This window comes from Micromonospora humida (assembly GCF_016901255.1).
GTDB lineage: Bacteria > Actinomycetota > Actinomycetes > Mycobacteriales > Micromonosporaceae > Micromonospora > Micromonospora wenchangensis.
This window is the reverse complement of the sequence record NZ_JAFEUC010000020.1, coordinates 23,143-37,537: the sequence shown is the minus strand read 5'-3', so window position 1 is coordinate 37,537 and position 14,395 is coordinate 23,143. Positions and strand designations below refer to the sequence as shown.

Here is a 14,395-nt window from a genome sequence, read left to right as displayed (position 1 = left end):
ATCGTGGCGCCCGGTATGGTTCGCCTGACTGACGGTGACGGGGGAGGATGGCGTTGGCCGAAAGGGTGGACCGGGACGCGAACCAGGCGCTCCGGGCACGGTTCGACGAGGTGTACGGCCAGTACCAGCGGTTACGGTCCGGTGTGGACGACCTGCGCACCGAACTGGCGGCATTGCGGGTCACGGAGCGGTCGGACGACGGCCAGGTCACCGCCACGGTGGGTGCCCGTGGCGAGCTGATCTCGGTGGAGCTCGCCGGCGAGGTCTACCACGACCGCGATCACAATGCGCTCAGCCGCAAGATCACTATGACGGTGCACCGGGCCTGCGCCCGGGCGGCCACGGCCACCCAGGAGTTGGTCGTCGCCCATCTGCCGGCCGGCTCGGGGTCGGTGGAGTTCCTGCGTACGGGCGACTTCGGCGCACTGTTCGGGCGGGCCGACGCGGTGCTCCGGCGGGAGGACGAACGGCATGGGTGAGGGGCAACTCTGGCTCGACCCGGCCCGGGCCCGGCGTGGTGGCGCCGACCTGCACCTGGCCGGTGAGTCGGTGTCGGCCCGCCGCGTCACCCTCGGTGCGGAGATCACGGCGGCCAGCGCACCCCGCCCATGGGGTCGGGACGACATAGGCGCGGCCTTCGAGAAAAGCTACCGGTCCCACGAGGAGACCCTGCTGCGTGCCTGGGCCGGGCTCGGCCGATCGTTGGAGGGGCTCGGCACCGACGTGGTCACCTCGGTCGACGCCAACCTACGGACCGACGCGGCCAGCGGCCGGCGCTTCGACCGGGTGGCTGACCCTCGTGACCGTCGGCACTGACCTGCGGGGTAAGCCGTGACCGTGCTGCCGAGCCCGATCCCGCACCCCCTCGACTACAGCCCCTGGGACCTGCCGGGCTGGGCCTACGAGGCGCTCGACTGGGTGGTCGGCGTGGAGTGGCCGGAGGGAAACGAACGCGCCGTCTGGGACCTCGCCGACCGGTGGTACGCCGTGGCGGGCGCGCTGGCCGGCCCCCGTGCCGACGCGATCGCCGCCGCCACCGAGGTACGCGGCGGATACGGCGCAGCCGGCGCGGTCCCGGAGGCGTTCGAGGTGGCCTGGCGACGGCTCGCCGACGGCGACGATGCCCCGTTGACGGTGCTGCTCGCAGTCAGTACCGACCTGGGCCGCCTGGTCGAGGAGTGCGGCTGCGACATCGAGGCCGCCAAGCTCGAGGTGTGGATCGAACTCGGCCTCCTGGTCGTGGAGCTGCTCGCGCTCGCCGTCGCCGCCGCACTCACCGCCGGGGCCGCCTCACCGGCGGCTGGTGCGGCGGTCACCGCCAGTCGGCTGGTCATCCAGCAGATCTTCCGCCGGCTGATGGCGCAACTGGCCAAGAAGGCGCTCCGAGAGGGCCTCAAGGAGGCGGGCGAGCGGGCCGCCAAAGAGGTGGCCCGGGACGGGATGCGTGGGCTCGGCAAGCGGGCGGTCAAAGGGGGCCTGTTCGAGGCGGGACAGGAGGGCGGCGTCAACCTCGCGACGCAGGCGTACCAGAACTCCACCGATCGCCGGCACGGCCTCGACCTCGCCGATCTCGGTGCGTCGACGCTCGGTGGGCTGGCCGGTGGTGCGGTCGCACCACTGGCCGGGCTGGGGCGGCACGCCACCGGGCGGGGTGCCCGGGTCGGTGAGCACCTGGGCCGGGAGATGACCGGTGAGGTGCTCGCGGAGGGCGCGGCGGGGCTGGCCACCGGCCAGGGAGCGTTGTCGCCGGAGGACGCGGCCCGGGCGGCCGTCTCCGGGGTCAGCGGTTCGGCGACCGCGCAGGCGGACGCCGCGCTGCACGCCCGCCTCGACGGGCGGCTGCACTCGTTGGCCGACGCCACGCAGGTGTCAGCGGCCTTCCCCGTCCCACCGTCGCCGGTGGCGGCCGGCGTTGAGCAGGCGGCCCCGGCCGGCGATGCTCCGGCCCGGCCGGCCGCTGACGCTTCCGCGCCGGGACCGGCGACATCGTCCGGCCCCACCGTCCTGGCCGGTGCCGACCCAGGCACTGCCGTCGAGACGCCGTCGCCCCGCGATCCGTGGGTGCCGCCCGATCCCGGCCGGGCCGCTGCTGCCGTCGGGATGGTGGACGGGCAGGCGGGAGCGGGCACGGTGACGCCCCCGGCCCCACCGGCACCCGGGGTCGACCACGTCACGGGCGCGGCTCCGGCGTCGATCGTGGCCGAGTCGACGCCGTCCAGCCCCACCCTGTCCTCGGTCGCCGCCGATCAGGTGACCTCCCCGCTGACGGCAGGTCGAGTCGCTGAGGTGGTGTCGACGAACGCGGCGGTCACCGCACCGCCCGGGCCCGACTCCGGGCAGGGCAACCCGCCCGGGAGCGTGACGACAGCGGGCGGAGCACCGACGGCAACCGCTGCGGTGTCACCTACCGCAGACCCCTCTCCTGGACGCACCACGTCGGCCGCTTTGACGGCCGGCGCTCCGCTGGGCCAGGCACCCGGTGGGTCGGTGAGGCCGGCACCGACGACAGGGCTCCCGACCCACGGCGGCGCACCGGACACCCCGCAGGCCGCCCGGGAGAGGTCGCCCGGCGTAGCCGACCGCGATGACGGGCGGCAGGGCGACAGGCGGTTCCCGCTCCTGGAGGCGCTGGCCCCTCGGCCCGTGGTCCCGCCGCCCACCGAGCCGACTCCTCTGGCACCAGATCCGGACGACGAGCCACCCCGCCCGAGAACTCCCCGGTGGTACGCCGCGAAATGGGCAGCCGAACGGGAGGCGCTCGACCGTCGCCGCTATCAGGGCTACTTCGAGGCCCAGCGACACTGGTTCGAGGATCGGCGACGCACCGACGCTTCGTCCCGCCAGGGAGAGGCAGCCCGTAGGCGCGAGACGGTGGCCAGACGTGCTGCCCGCCAGGCGTTCGAACTCCACCGTGAGGGCCGGTCGGCCCTAACTAACTGGCTCCGGGGAATTGCCCGTCAGGCAGAGCATGACGCCAACCGCCACCGTGACCTAGCGGAAGAGATCCGCTCAGGTCGGGTGGTCCCGGATGTGGTGTTCGTAGCTGACTCTGCCGACTTCCGCCGCATCAACGACGATGTGGCCGAGCTGGCCGGTGGTGGGGTCGAGACGGGGGACAGGTCGGCGCTGACCGGCGACGACGATCCACCGCCCATCGACCGTTCCCGCCGGTACGGGGAGTTCGGCGGGCTGCGCCCTCCCCTCGCGCTGCACCAGACCGACCTCGAACGGCAGATGCCCCGCACTGCGGACGGCGGCGTCGTGCGTACCGCCGACCCCCGGCAGGGCGGCTGGTTCGCGCTGACCAACGACGGGGGCCCGCAGGCCGATCCGACCCGGGGCATCAACTGCCTGGACTGCACCCTGTCCTTCTACGAGACGTGGTTGCACGGCCGGCCCAGGGTGGCCGCACCCCGTACGTTCGACGGCTACCTGCAGGGCGACGTCCGGCGTCCGGTCAACGGTGAGATCGGTGGACCCGGCCGGGTGGAGGAGGTCACCGGCGGGCGGTTCCAGAAGCTGTTCGCTGTCGACGAGGGTGTCCGGCCGGGCCCGGCAGCCCTGCGTACGTCGGTCGAGCGCGGCTACCGCAACCTGCGTGACCAACTCGTCCTCGGCGGCCACGGTAGCTACGCCTTCCTGATCACCGAGTGGGAGAACGGCGGTTCGCACGCCTGGGTGGCGCTCAACCAGAACGGCACGGTGCTCTATCTCGACCCACAGGCGGGCACGGTGCACGACCGTCCGCTCTACGGACACACGGGCCGGCGGCGACCTGACAACGTCGTCGGCATCGACGCGCTGATCCTCGGCGGGGACGGCCGACCGATGCCGTTGGGCGGGCTGGCGCGGGGACGGTTCAGCGTCCGTCCCGACCTGCCCGACCACCCTGCGGTGCCGGACGACGAGCAGGGCTACGGCGACCCCTATCTCAACCGCGTCCACCTCCTCGACGGGCCTGGTGGTGCGCCGGACATTGGGAACGTGGTGCCGGTGCCGAGTGGTCGGGATGCGGACCCTGCCGGGGTGATGGCCCAACTGTCCGCCCACGAGCGCAACGTGCTGCACAGCATTCATGAGCGGGCGACGGTGGCGGCCGACGCGGTGGAGAGTGCCCTCGATCGGCTCGCCGCCCGGGTGGCCGGGGCGCTGGGGGCCGACGATGCCGTCGCGCTGTCCGACCGGGAGTTCCGGGTGAAAGGTGAGGCGTCGCTCGCGCGTAAGTTCCTCGACGAGGCAAGTGCGGTCGGCATCTCGGTGGAGGATTTCGGTACGGAGGTCAACGACGTCCTCAGGTTCTGCCTCGTCCTGTCACAGGCGGAGTGTTACGAGCCGGCGGTGCGCAGGACCCTTGCGGAGTTGAACGGTGCCGGATTCGCCGTCGACGGGAATTCCTGCAAGAATTTCTGGCGTGCCGGCAACCGGTTCTACGGTTTCAACTGCACCGTCCGTTCCCCGGAGGGCCAGCTCTTCGAGTTGCAGGTGCACAGCCGTTCATCCCGGGCCGCATGGTTGGAGACCCATCACGCGTACGAGGTGCTGCGTCGTACGACCCAGTCGCCGCTGCGACGTGTCGAGGCGTTCCTCGAGATGTTGTCGATAAACCGTCGGCACGGGATGCCCGCCGAGGTCCCCGCTCGGCTCGCGGAGTCCTTCCCTGCGAAGGATGCCAGCTTCGCCAGGTGGCTACACCTCAACCGCAGTGTCTGGCGGTCGTTTCTTGAGGCGCTCCGGGTGGAGGGCTCAGGCTTCACCGACGTCGCGGCACGGTTCGGCCTGACCGCGCAGGACTTCCCCGTTTCTCCCGAGTTGGAACCTCAATTGGAGCCTCCGATTGCTGACCTACTACGTTCTGTTCCGTAGCGCCGAAACGGCTGAGCCGGTCGGCATCTTCGTGGTCGACCCGGCCATGGGGCACGCCCTGTTGTGGGATCACCGACGCCGTTCGTGGACGTACAACCCGGACCTTGTCACGCGCTTTCTCGATGACCATCGCAATTTCGGGCGGTACCGCGAAGTCGACCGGTCGGTTGCCGATCGTGCCGCGATGGACGTCTCGGGCGGGCAGACGCTCCCGGACGTCGAGGCCATCGGACGAATTTTCGCTCAGGCGGCCGTGGAGGACGCCGATTAGGGTGGGGCGATGACGGACCCTGCTGCCAAGAAGCGTCAGACGAGCGCCTGGGTGTCGGGCATGGCCATCGGCATCGTCATCGGGCTGATCATGTTCCGGGACGCTGTCGGTGTGGCGTTCGGGATCTCCATCGGCATTGCCTTCGCCATAGCCTTCGGTGCTTTCGACAAGAAGAAGGAGGGTGGACGCGACGGTGAGCCCGGCTGAGACCGCGGGACGGCCGGAGCACGGGGACGCCGGGTCGCCCGGGTTGACGGTCGCCGAGGCGGTGGCCGTACAGGACCGGTTGCGATCCCGGGTGGACCTGGTCGGGCCGGGTCCGCGTCGGCCCGCGACGGTGGCCGGCCTCGACGTGGCGTACGCGCCGGACGGCGACCTCCTCGCTGCGGCGGTGACCGTGCTCGACACCGCGACCCTGACGGTGGTGGATCACGCGGTCAGCGTGGGCCGGCCCGCGTTCGGGTACGTGCCGGGGCTGTTCGCCTTCCGTGAGCTGCCCGCCCTGCTCGCCGCCCTGGACCGGCTGACCACCCGCCCCGAGCTGCTGGTCTGCGACGGGCACGGGGCTGGCCCATCCGCGTCGCTTCGGGTTGGCCTGCCACCTGGGCGTGGTGACCGGGCTCCCCGCGATCGGGGTGGGCAAGACCCCGCTGGTCGGCGGCTGGACCGGGCCGGGTCCGCGCCGGGGGGACGCCGCCGAGCTGGTCGACGCCGGTGAGGTGGTCGGCCGGGTGCTGCGTACCCGGGACGGGGTGAAGCCGGTGTTCGTCAGCGTCGGGCACCGGATGGGACTGGACAACGCCGTCGCGCAGGTGCTCGCGTTGACCCCACGGTTCCGGCTGCCGGAGACCACCCGCACCGCCGACCGGCTCTGCCGCGAGACCCTCGCCGCTGCCACCGGCCCGGCCCATACCGCCGGCTGAGGGGCGCGGGCCGGCCGACCCGGGCGGTCGGGTCGAGGGGTAACGCGGCCCACAGGCGGGGCGCTCTGTCACCGGGCGCACTGTCGCGCTGGTAGTAACCTGGCCGGCGGCCCCCGCCGGGGCGGAGGGGGTGGGAGATGTCCGTGCGTCGGCAGGCGGCGCGGGTGGCGACCGTCGGTGCGCTGCTCGCCGGGCTGGTGACCCTCGGTGCGCTCCCCGCCCACGCGGACGGGGACCGGGTACGGGTGCGGGCCTCGGGGGGCTTCTCCGCCGGTGGTTCCCCGGGCGGCGTCGCGATCGAGGTGCGCAAACGCACCGACGGGTGTGTGCTGCTGCGGACCGCGCTGGGGTTGAGCCTGGCCGGGGTTGGCGCGGACCAGGTTCGGGTAGAGGTGAGTGTCGGGGGGCGATGGTCCACTGTGCCCGTCAGCGGTGGCGGCGGCGTGCTCCAGGTCTCCCGTACCTCGTCGGCGGGTCCACCGTTGTGCAGGGGAAAGAGCAGCACCGTCCGCTACCGGGTGGCGTTCCTCGCCGGGGCACCGGCGGGCCGGCTGGACGTGGTCGGTGAGGCGACGACCACGGTCAGCCGGCTGATCGGGCGGGGCGCCGACACGTCCCGGGTCGGCGGACGGGCCGCCGGCTCCCCGACGCCGAGCCCCACCCCGACCAGGAAGCCCACCCCCACCCCCGAGGCGACCACGCCCGCGCCCGCCCCGACGGCGGCGACCACCGGGGCCGCGCTCGCCGCCCCGGCGGCCGGCCCGGCCGGTACCGCCGCCGCAGAGACCTCCGGAGGATCCATGACCATGTTTGCCGGCATCGCCCTGGTGATCCTTGGTGCCGGGCTCATCGCCCTGCTGATCTTCCGGTCCCGCGCCGACCGGGCCGCGGTCGACCAGGGCCGTGCCGCCGACCCGGTCGACCTTCCGGTCCTGCCGCAACCCCGCAACCCCGGCCCGACCACCTACCGCTCCGGCGGCGCGGTGGCGGCTCCGACCCCGGCCCCCGCCGGTCAGGTGTACGGGCAGCCGCAGCCGTCCGCGTCCGCCCGCCCGGGTGGCCTGTACGGGGCACCGGCCGCCTATCCGACGGTGACGCCCACCCCGCGCCCGGCCGGTGGGGTGTACGGCAGCCGCCCGGCGGCTGCCCCACCCGCCCAGGGCGGCCCGGTCTCCGCGCCCCCCACCCCGGTCTCCGCGCCCCCCACCCCGGTCTCCGCGCCGAGCCCGCCGGCTGCCGCGCCGAGCCCGCCGGCTGCCGCCCCGAGCCCGCCGGCCGCCACCCCGACCCCGCCGCCGGCAGCCCCGCCCGCACCGGGCCGGCCGGCGTCACCGCCCGCCACCGGCGGCGAAGCGACGACGATCATGCCCGAGCTCCCCGGCTAGGAGGGGACGGACGCCACCGCTCCGATACGCTCAGGGTCGTTGACGACCCCTGTCGAGGAGCTGAAACCGGTGTCTGACCTGTCCCAGATCGTGAAGGCGTACGACGTCCGTGGGACGGTGCCCGACCAGTGGGACGAGCGGGTCGCCGAAGCCCTCGGTGCCGCCCTCACCCGGGTGCTCGACGAGGCCGGCGAGCCGGACGGTGCCGTGCTGATCGCGCACGACATGCGGGCCACCGGCCCGGGGCTGGCCGCCGCCTTCGCCGACGGCGTGCGGGCCGAGGGGCGGGCCGTGATCGAGTTGGGGCTCGCCTCCACCGACATGCTCTACTACGCCTCCGGCGCGCTCGGCCTGCCCGGGGCGATGTTCACCGCCAGTCACAACCCGGCGCAGTACAACGGCATCAAGATGTGCCGCTCCGGGGCCCGCCCGATCGGCCAGGACAGCGGCCTGGCCGACATCCGGGCCCGCGCCCAGGCGCTGCTGGACGCCGGCACCCGGCCGGCCGCCGCGTCGCCCGCCCCCGTCGACCGGCGTGACCTGCTCCCCGACTACGCGGCCCACCTGCGCAAACTGGTCGACCTGTCGACCATCCGTCCGCTCAAGGTGGTGGTGGACGCCGGCAACGGGATGGGCGGCTACACGGTGCCGAGCGTGCTCGGCGACGCGGCGTTGCCGGCCCTGCCGCTGGAGATCGTGCCGCTCTACTTCGAGCTGGACGGCACCTTCCCCAACCACGAGGCCAACCCGCTCGACCCGAGGAACCTGGTCGACCTCCAGCGGGCCGTGGTGACCCACTCCGCCGACCTCGGCCTGGCCTTCGACGGCGACGCCGACCGGTGCTTCGTGATCGACGAGCGGGGCGAGCCGGTCTCCCCGTCGGCGATCACCGCCCTGGTCGCCGCCCGCGAGCTGGCCAAGCACCCGGGGTCCACGGTGATCCACAACCTGATCACCTCCCGGGCCGTACCGGAGATCATCCGCGAGCACGGGGGCGTGCCGGTGGTGGCCCGGGTGGGGCACTCCTTCATCAAGGCCGAGATGGCCCGGACCAACGCGATCTTCGGCGGGGAGCACTCGGCGCACTACTACTTCCGGGACTTCTGGTTCGCCGACACCGGCATGCTCGCCGCCATGCACACCCTGGCCGCCCTCGGTGAGCAGTCCCAGCCGCTGTCCCTGCTGGCCAGCGTCTACGAGCGGTACGTCGCCTCCGGCGAGATCAACTCCACGGTCACCGACCAGGAAGCCCGGGTCGCGGCGGTGCGGGCGGCGTACCCGCAGGCGGAGGCCGACGAGTTGGACGGGCTCACCCTGCGGTTCCCCGACGGCGCGTGGTTCAACCTGCGCGCGTCCAACACCGAGCCGCTGCTGCGGCTCAATGTCGAAGGTCCGACCGAGCAGCGGATGACCTCGCTGCGCGACGAGGTGCTGGAGCGGGTTCGCCGATAAGATCCCCTCCGCCGGTCGGCACCGCCGACCGGCACAGACCACACACGTGGAAGGAGCCGCGCCGTGGCCCTGGACCCGCAGTTGCTCGAAATCCTCGCCTGCCCGGACACACACCACGCACCGCTGGACTACGACGCTCAGGCCCAGACCCTCACCTGCACGCAGTGCGGTCGCATCTTCGAGGTGCGCGACGACGTGCCGGTGCTGCTGCTGGACGAGGCTCGTGGCGGGCCGGAGGCGCAGCGGTGATGGACGGAACGGCCGGCGTCAGCGGCCGGCGGGTGGCCGACGAGTCGATCCTGGACGACCCGGACGCGGTCGCCGCCCATGATCCGGGCGGCATGCTGCGCTTCACCGCCTCGGCCGGGGCCCAGGTGCGGGAGTCCGCCGCGCTGGCCGCCGAGGCCAACCTGGCGCTGCTGGAGGACGAGGGCCGCCCGCGTGCGGTCGTCATCGCCGGCATCGGCACCGCCGGGCGTACCGGGGACGTGCTGGCCACGGTCGCCGGGCCGCGCTGCCCGGTGCCGGTGATCCCGCACCGCAGTGCCGGGGTGCCCGGCTGGGTCGGCGCGGCCGACGTGGTGATCGCGGTCAGCGCGTCCGGCCGTAGCCCGGAGGCGTTGGGTGCCGCCGAGGCCGCGCACCGTCGGGGTGCCCGGCTGGTGGCGGTGGGCGCGCCCGACTCGCAGTTGCAGTCGGTGGCCGAACGGGCCCGTGCGCCGTTCATCCCGGTGCCCCGTCGTGCCCCGGCCCGCGCCAGCCTCTGGGCGCTCACCGTGCCGGTTCTGCTCGCCGCCCGTACGCTCGGCCTGGTGAAGGTCAACGAGGCGGATCTGGCCGAGACGGCGGCCCGGCTGGACGCCGACGCCGACCGGTGCCGGTCGACCGCCGAGTCCTTCGTCAACCCGGCGAAGTCGCTGGCCCTCGGGCTGGCCGGGTCGATCCCGATCGTCTGGGGTTCGTCCCCGCTGGCCACCGTGGCGGCCCGCCGTTTCGGTGACACGTTGTCGGCCAACGCCCGCTATCCGGTGGTCGCCGGGGCGCTGGGTGAGGCCGGTCGGGGCCGGGTCGGCCTGCTCGACGGCGTCTTCGGTGGTCTGGTGGAGTCGACGCGGGACATCTTCGCCGACCCCGACGAGGTCGAGCCCGATCCGACCCGGCTGCGGCTGGTGCTGCTGCGTGACGGTGGCCTCAACGCCGACGACGACACCGACGAGCCGCTGGCCGTCGAGGAGCGTCGTGCCGACGCGGTGCAGACCCTCGCCGAGCGGCGCGGGGTGCGCTGCGACGTGGTCACCGCCGAGGGCGGCTCCGCGCTGGAACGGCTCGCCTCCCTCGTCGCGGTGCCCGACTTCGCGTCGATCTATCTGGCCCTGGCCCATGGGCTGGACCCGATGGCCGTTCCGGCCGTCACCGAGATGAAGGAGCTGTCGAACCAGTGAGCGCGAACGGCGGTACAAAGGCGATCATCGCCGCTCTGCTGGCGAACATCGGTATCGCCATCACCAAGTTCATCGCGTTCCTGCTGACCAGTTCGTCGTCGATGCTGGCGGAGTCGATCCACTCGGTGGCCGACTCGGGCAACCAGGCGCTGCTGCTGCTCGGTGGCAAGCGGGCCAAGCGGGCGGCCACCCCGCAGCACCCCTTCGGGTACGGCCGGGAGCGCTACATCTACGCGTTCATCGTGTCGATCGTGCTGTTCAGCCTCGGTGGCCTGTTCGCGCTGTACGAGGCGTGGCACAAGGCGGCCGACCCGCACCCGATCACCGCGTGGCAGTGGGTGCCGGTGACGGTGCTGCTGGCCGCGATCGTGATGGAGGGCTTCTCCTTCCGTACGGCGATCAAGGAGTCGAACCACACCCGGGGCAGCCAGTCCTGGGTGAACTTCATCCGTCGGGCCAAGGCACCGGAGCTTCCGGTGGTGCTGCTGGAGGACTTCGGCGCGCTGGTCGGCCTGGTGCTCGCGCTGGTCGGTGTGGGGATGACCCTGATCACCGGCAACGGCATGTGGGACGCCGCGGGCACCGCGATGATCGGCGTGCTGTTGGTGATCATCGCGGTCGTGCTGGCGATCGAGACGAAGAGCCTGCTGCTCGGCGAGGGTGCCGACCCCGGTGACCTGGCGACGATCGAGCGGGCCGTCACTGACGGTCCCGAGGTCGAGCGGATCATCCACATGAAGACGCTCTACCTCGGGCCGGAGGAGCTGATGGTGGCCGCGAAGATCGGCGTCCCGCCGTGCGAGAGCGCCGAGGAGCTGGCCCGGGGCATCAACGCGGTCGAGGCGCGGATCCGGGCGGCCGTGCCGATCGCCCGGGTGATCTATCTGGAGCCGGACATCTACAGCGTCGCCGCCGAGCGGGCGGGCACCGGCACGGCCGCGCCGACCGCCGCGGCACCGGCGTCGGCTGGGTCGAGTGAGGTGGCCGGGCGGGCCGGAGGCTGACCGTGGAACTGCTGCACGGGTCGATCCGCGACTACGCCTGGGGGTCCCGCTCGGCGCTCGCCGAGCTGCAGGGGCGACCGGCGCCGACCGACGGCCCGGAGGCGGAACTGTGGCTGGGCGCCCATCCGGGCAGCCCGGCCACGGTCGACCGGGACGGTGCGCGGGTGAACCTGACCGACCTGCTGGTCGCCGAGCCGGACCACTGGCTCGGCACGGAGGTGGTCGGCCGGTTCGGCACCCGGCTGCCGTTCCTGTTGAAGGTGCTCGCCGCGGACGCCCCGTTGAGCCTGCAGGCCCACCCCGACGCCGAGCAGGCCCGCGCCGGCTACGCCGCCGAGCAGGCTGACGTCGAGTGGGCAGGTGCCGGGCAGGCCGGGGCAGGGCAGGCCGGTGACGGGTGGGTCGACGGGGTGGCGGAGCGTGCGCGGGGGCCGCGCAACTACGTCGACCCATACCACAAGCCGGAGTTGCTTGTCGCGTTGACGCCGTTCGACGCGCTCTGCGGGTTCCGGGATCCGCAGCTGTCGGCGACGGCGTTGGCCGGGTTCGGCGTACCGGAATTGTCGCCGGTGGTGGCCGCGCTGCGGGCCGGGCCGGCGGGGCTGCGGGAGGCCGTACGCGCGCTGCTGAGCTGGCCGGACGCCGACCGTGCCGGGCTGGTCGAGGCGGTGCGCACGGCGGACGCCGGCGGGCCGGACGCGGAGCTGGCCCGGGACCTGGCGACCCGCTACCCGGCCGATCCGGGGGTGCTGGTGGCGCTGCTGCTGCACCACGTGCGGCTGACGCCGGGGGAGGCGATCTGGATGCCGGCCGGCAACCTGCACGCCTACCTGAGCGGCACCGGTGTGGAGATCATGGCGGCCAGTGACAACGTGCTGCGCGGCGGGCTGACCCCGAAGCACGTGGACGTCGACGAGTTGCTGCGGGTGCTGCGGTTCGAGGTGCTGGACGAGCCGGTCCTCGTCGCCCGGCCGGTGACGCCCGGGGTGGTCTGCTGGCCGGTGCCGGTGGACGACTTCGCGCTGCACCGGGTGACGGTGGACGCGGCCGGGCCGGAGGTCCGGCTGCCGCTGCCCGGCCCCCGGGTGGTGTTCTGCCACCAGGGCAAGGTCGGGGTGGACGACGGCCAGGGGGCGGTGATGCTCGGCCCGGGGCAGGCCGCCGTGGGCACGGCGGCGGGTGCGGCGCTGGTGCTGTCCGGTACGGGCACGGCGTTCGTCGCCACGTGCGGCGGCTGACGGCACCGCGCAGCGACCTGCGCCACGCCGCAAGTCCGACTTTCCCGAATTGCTTGACTGATCCGTGTCTCACGGTAATCTCATGAGTACGCAGCGTTGTCGCGATGAAGGTCCGGCGGCGCGCGGGGGTAACCAAACCGGGGGGATGCACGGGGCGGCCGGCAGGTGGACGAGGTTTCGTCCCATGCCGACCGCCCCGTGCGCTGTCTCGAGGCGGCCCACAGTGCGCCGCGAGGAGGCGGGCGTAAGGTGGATGGTCGCGCAGCCATCGTTCGACAGGAGCCTTCATGACCAGCACCCTCCCGGCGTCATCCAGCGACGCCCGGCCGAGCACCCTCGCCGAGGGCGACTACAAGGTGGCGGATCTGTCGCTCGCCGAGTTCGGGCGCAAGGAGATCCGCCTCGCCGAGCACGAGATGCCCGGCCTGATGGCGATCCGCCGCGAATTCGCCGACGCCCAGCCCCTCGCCGGCGCCCGGATCACCGGTTCGCTGCACATGACCATCCAGACCGCCGTCCTGATCGAGACGCTGGTCGCCCTCGGCGCGCAGGTCCGCTGGGCGTCCTGCAACATCTTCTCCACCCAGGACCACGCCGCCGCGGCGATCGTGGTCGGCCCCGAGGGCACCCCGGAGGCGCCCTCCGGCGTCCCGGTCTACGCCTGGAAGGGCGAGAGCCTCGAGGAGTACTGGTGGTGCACCGAGCAGGTGCTCGCCTGGCCGGACGGGCAGGGCCCGAACATGATCCTCGACGACGGCGGTGACGCCACCCTGCTGGTGCACAAGGGCGTCGAGTTCGAGAAGGCCGGTACGGTCCCGGCGGTCGAGACCGCCGACTCCGAGGAGTACGCGGTCATCCTCCAGGTGCTGCACCGCAGCCTCGCCGAGGACAACCAGCGCTGGACCCGGATCGCCGCCGGCATCAAGGGCGTCACCGAGGAGACCACCACCGGCGTCCACCGGCTCTACGAGATGCACCGGGCCGGCACCCTGCTCTTCCCGGCCATCAACGTCAACGACTCGGTGACCAAGAGCAAGTTCGACAACAAGTACGGCTGCCGGCACTCGCTGATCGACGGCATCAACCGGGCCACCGACGTGCTGATCGGCGGCAAGATGGCCGTCGTCCTCGGCTACGGCGACGTGGGCAAGGGCTGCGCCGAGTCGCTGCGCGGCCAGGGCGCCCGGGTCGTGGTGACCGAGGTCGACCCGATCTGCGCGCTCCAGGCGGCGATGGACGGCTACCAGGTCGCCACCCTGGAGGACGTGGTCGAGCAGGCCGACATCTTCATCACCGCCACCGGCTGCTTCGACGTCATCACCAACGAGCACATGGCCCGGATGAAGCACCAGGCCATCGTCGGCAACATCGGCCACTTCGACAACGAGATCGACATGGCCGGCCTGGCGAAGCGTTCGGACGTCACCCGGGAGAACATCAAGCCGCAGGTCGACGTGTGGCGCTTCGACGACGGCCACGCGATCATCGTGCTCTCCGAGGGCCGCCTGCTGAACCTGGGCAACGCCACCGGCCACCCGAGCTTCGTGATGTCGAACTCGTTCGCCAACCAGACGATCGCCCAGATCGAGCTGTACACCAAGACCGACGAGTACCCGGTCGGCGTCTACGTGCTGCCCAAGCACCTGGACGAGAAGGTGGCGCGGCTGCACCTGGACGCGCTCGGCGCCCGGCTGACCGAGCTGACCAAGGAGCAGGCCGCCTACCTCGGCGTCTCGCCCGAGGGTCCGTTCAAGCCGGAGCACTACCGCTACTGAGCAACCCGTACGCAGGAGGGGGTCGGCCACGACGTGGCCGAC

General features: G+C 72.8%; 12 protein-coding genes and 1 pseudogene. All 13 read left to right on the top strand.

Annotation, left to right across the window (positions count from 1 at the left end; all coding sequences use genetic code 11):
• The first annotated feature begins 47 nt into the window (after nt 1-47).
• The 13 genes and pseudogenes from JQX11_RS29735 (at nt 48) to ahcY (ending at nt 14,353) form a co-directional block, all read left to right on the top strand.
• A complete protein-coding gene (locus tag JQX11_RS29735; RefSeq protein ID WP_232378853.1) occupies nt 48-479 on the top strand; it encodes a YbaB/EbfC family nucleoid-associated protein in 432 nt (143 codons plus the stop codon).
• Nucleotides 472-816, top strand: coding sequence for a hypothetical protein (locus JQX11_RS29730; protein ID WP_204928241.1), 345 nt, complete (start codon nt 472-474; stop codon nt 814-816). Before JQX11_RS29735 ends, JQX11_RS29730 begins: the two co-directional genes overlap by 8 nt.
• A 15-nt stretch (nt 817-831) precedes the next feature.
• Nucleotides 832-4,863, top strand: coding sequence for a toxin glutamine deamidase domain-containing protein (locus JQX11_RS29725; protein ID WP_204928240.1), 4,032 nt, complete (start codon nt 832-834; stop codon nt 4,861-4,863).
• The gene (locus JQX11_RS29720) at nt 4,835-5,134 is read left to right on the top strand and encodes a hypothetical protein (RefSeq protein WP_204928239.1); all 300 of its coding nucleotides are present in this window, start codon (nt 4,835-4,837) and stop codon (nt 5,132-5,134) included. Before JQX11_RS29725 ends, JQX11_RS29720 begins: the two co-directional genes overlap by 29 nt.
• 9 nt (nt 5,135-5,143) lie before the next feature.
• Entirely contained in the window at nt 5,144-5,341 is a 198-nt protein-coding gene (locus JQX11_RS29715) for a hypothetical protein (RefSeq protein ID WP_204928238.1), read from the top strand.
• 79 nt (nt 5,342-5,420) lie between these two features.
• Nucleotides 5,421-6,057, top strand: a pseudogene (locus JQX11_RS29710) (endonuclease V).
• 137 nt (nt 6,058-6,194) lie between these two features.
• Nucleotides 6,195-7,442 (top strand): hypothetical protein, encoded by a 1,248-nt coding sequence (locus tag JQX11_RS29705; protein ID WP_204928237.1) that lies wholly within the window; start codon nt 6,195-6,197, stop codon nt 7,440-7,442.
• Between the two features lie 69 nt (nt 7,443-7,511).
• Complete coding sequence (locus JQX11_RS29700) at nt 7,512-8,894, top strand: phosphomannomutase/phosphoglucomutase (protein ID WP_204928236.1); 1,383 nt, start codon at nt 7,512-7,514, stop codon at nt 8,892-8,894.
• Nucleotides 8,895-8,957: 63 nt separating this feature from the next.
• Entirely contained in the window at nt 8,958-9,143 is a 186-nt protein-coding gene (locus JQX11_RS29695; RefSeq protein ID WP_088642951.1) for a Trm112 family protein, read from the top strand.
• Entirely contained in the window at nt 9,140-10,336 is a 1,197-nt protein-coding gene (locus JQX11_RS29690; RefSeq protein WP_204928235.1) for an SIS domain-containing protein, read from the top strand. The genes JQX11_RS29695 and JQX11_RS29690 overlap by 4 nt, the downstream gene beginning before the upstream one ends.
• Complete coding sequence (locus JQX11_RS29685; protein ID WP_204928234.1) at nt 10,333-11,340, top strand: cation diffusion facilitator family transporter; 1,008 nt, start codon at nt 10,333-10,335, stop codon at nt 11,338-11,340. Before JQX11_RS29690 ends, JQX11_RS29685 begins: the two co-directional genes overlap by 4 nt.
• Before the next feature lie 2 nt (nt 11,341-11,342).
• A complete protein-coding gene (manA, locus tag JQX11_RS29680) occupies nt 11,343-12,578 on the top strand; it encodes a mannose-6-phosphate isomerase, class I (RefSeq protein ID WP_204928233.1) in 1,236 nt (411 codons plus the stop codon).
• A 287-nt stretch (nt 12,579-12,865) separates the two neighbouring features.
• Entirely contained in the window at nt 12,866-14,353 is a 1,488-nt protein-coding gene (ahcY, locus tag JQX11_RS29675) for an adenosylhomocysteinase (RefSeq protein WP_204928232.1), read from the top strand.
• The last annotated feature ends 42 nt before the right edge of the window (nt 14,354-14,395 follow it).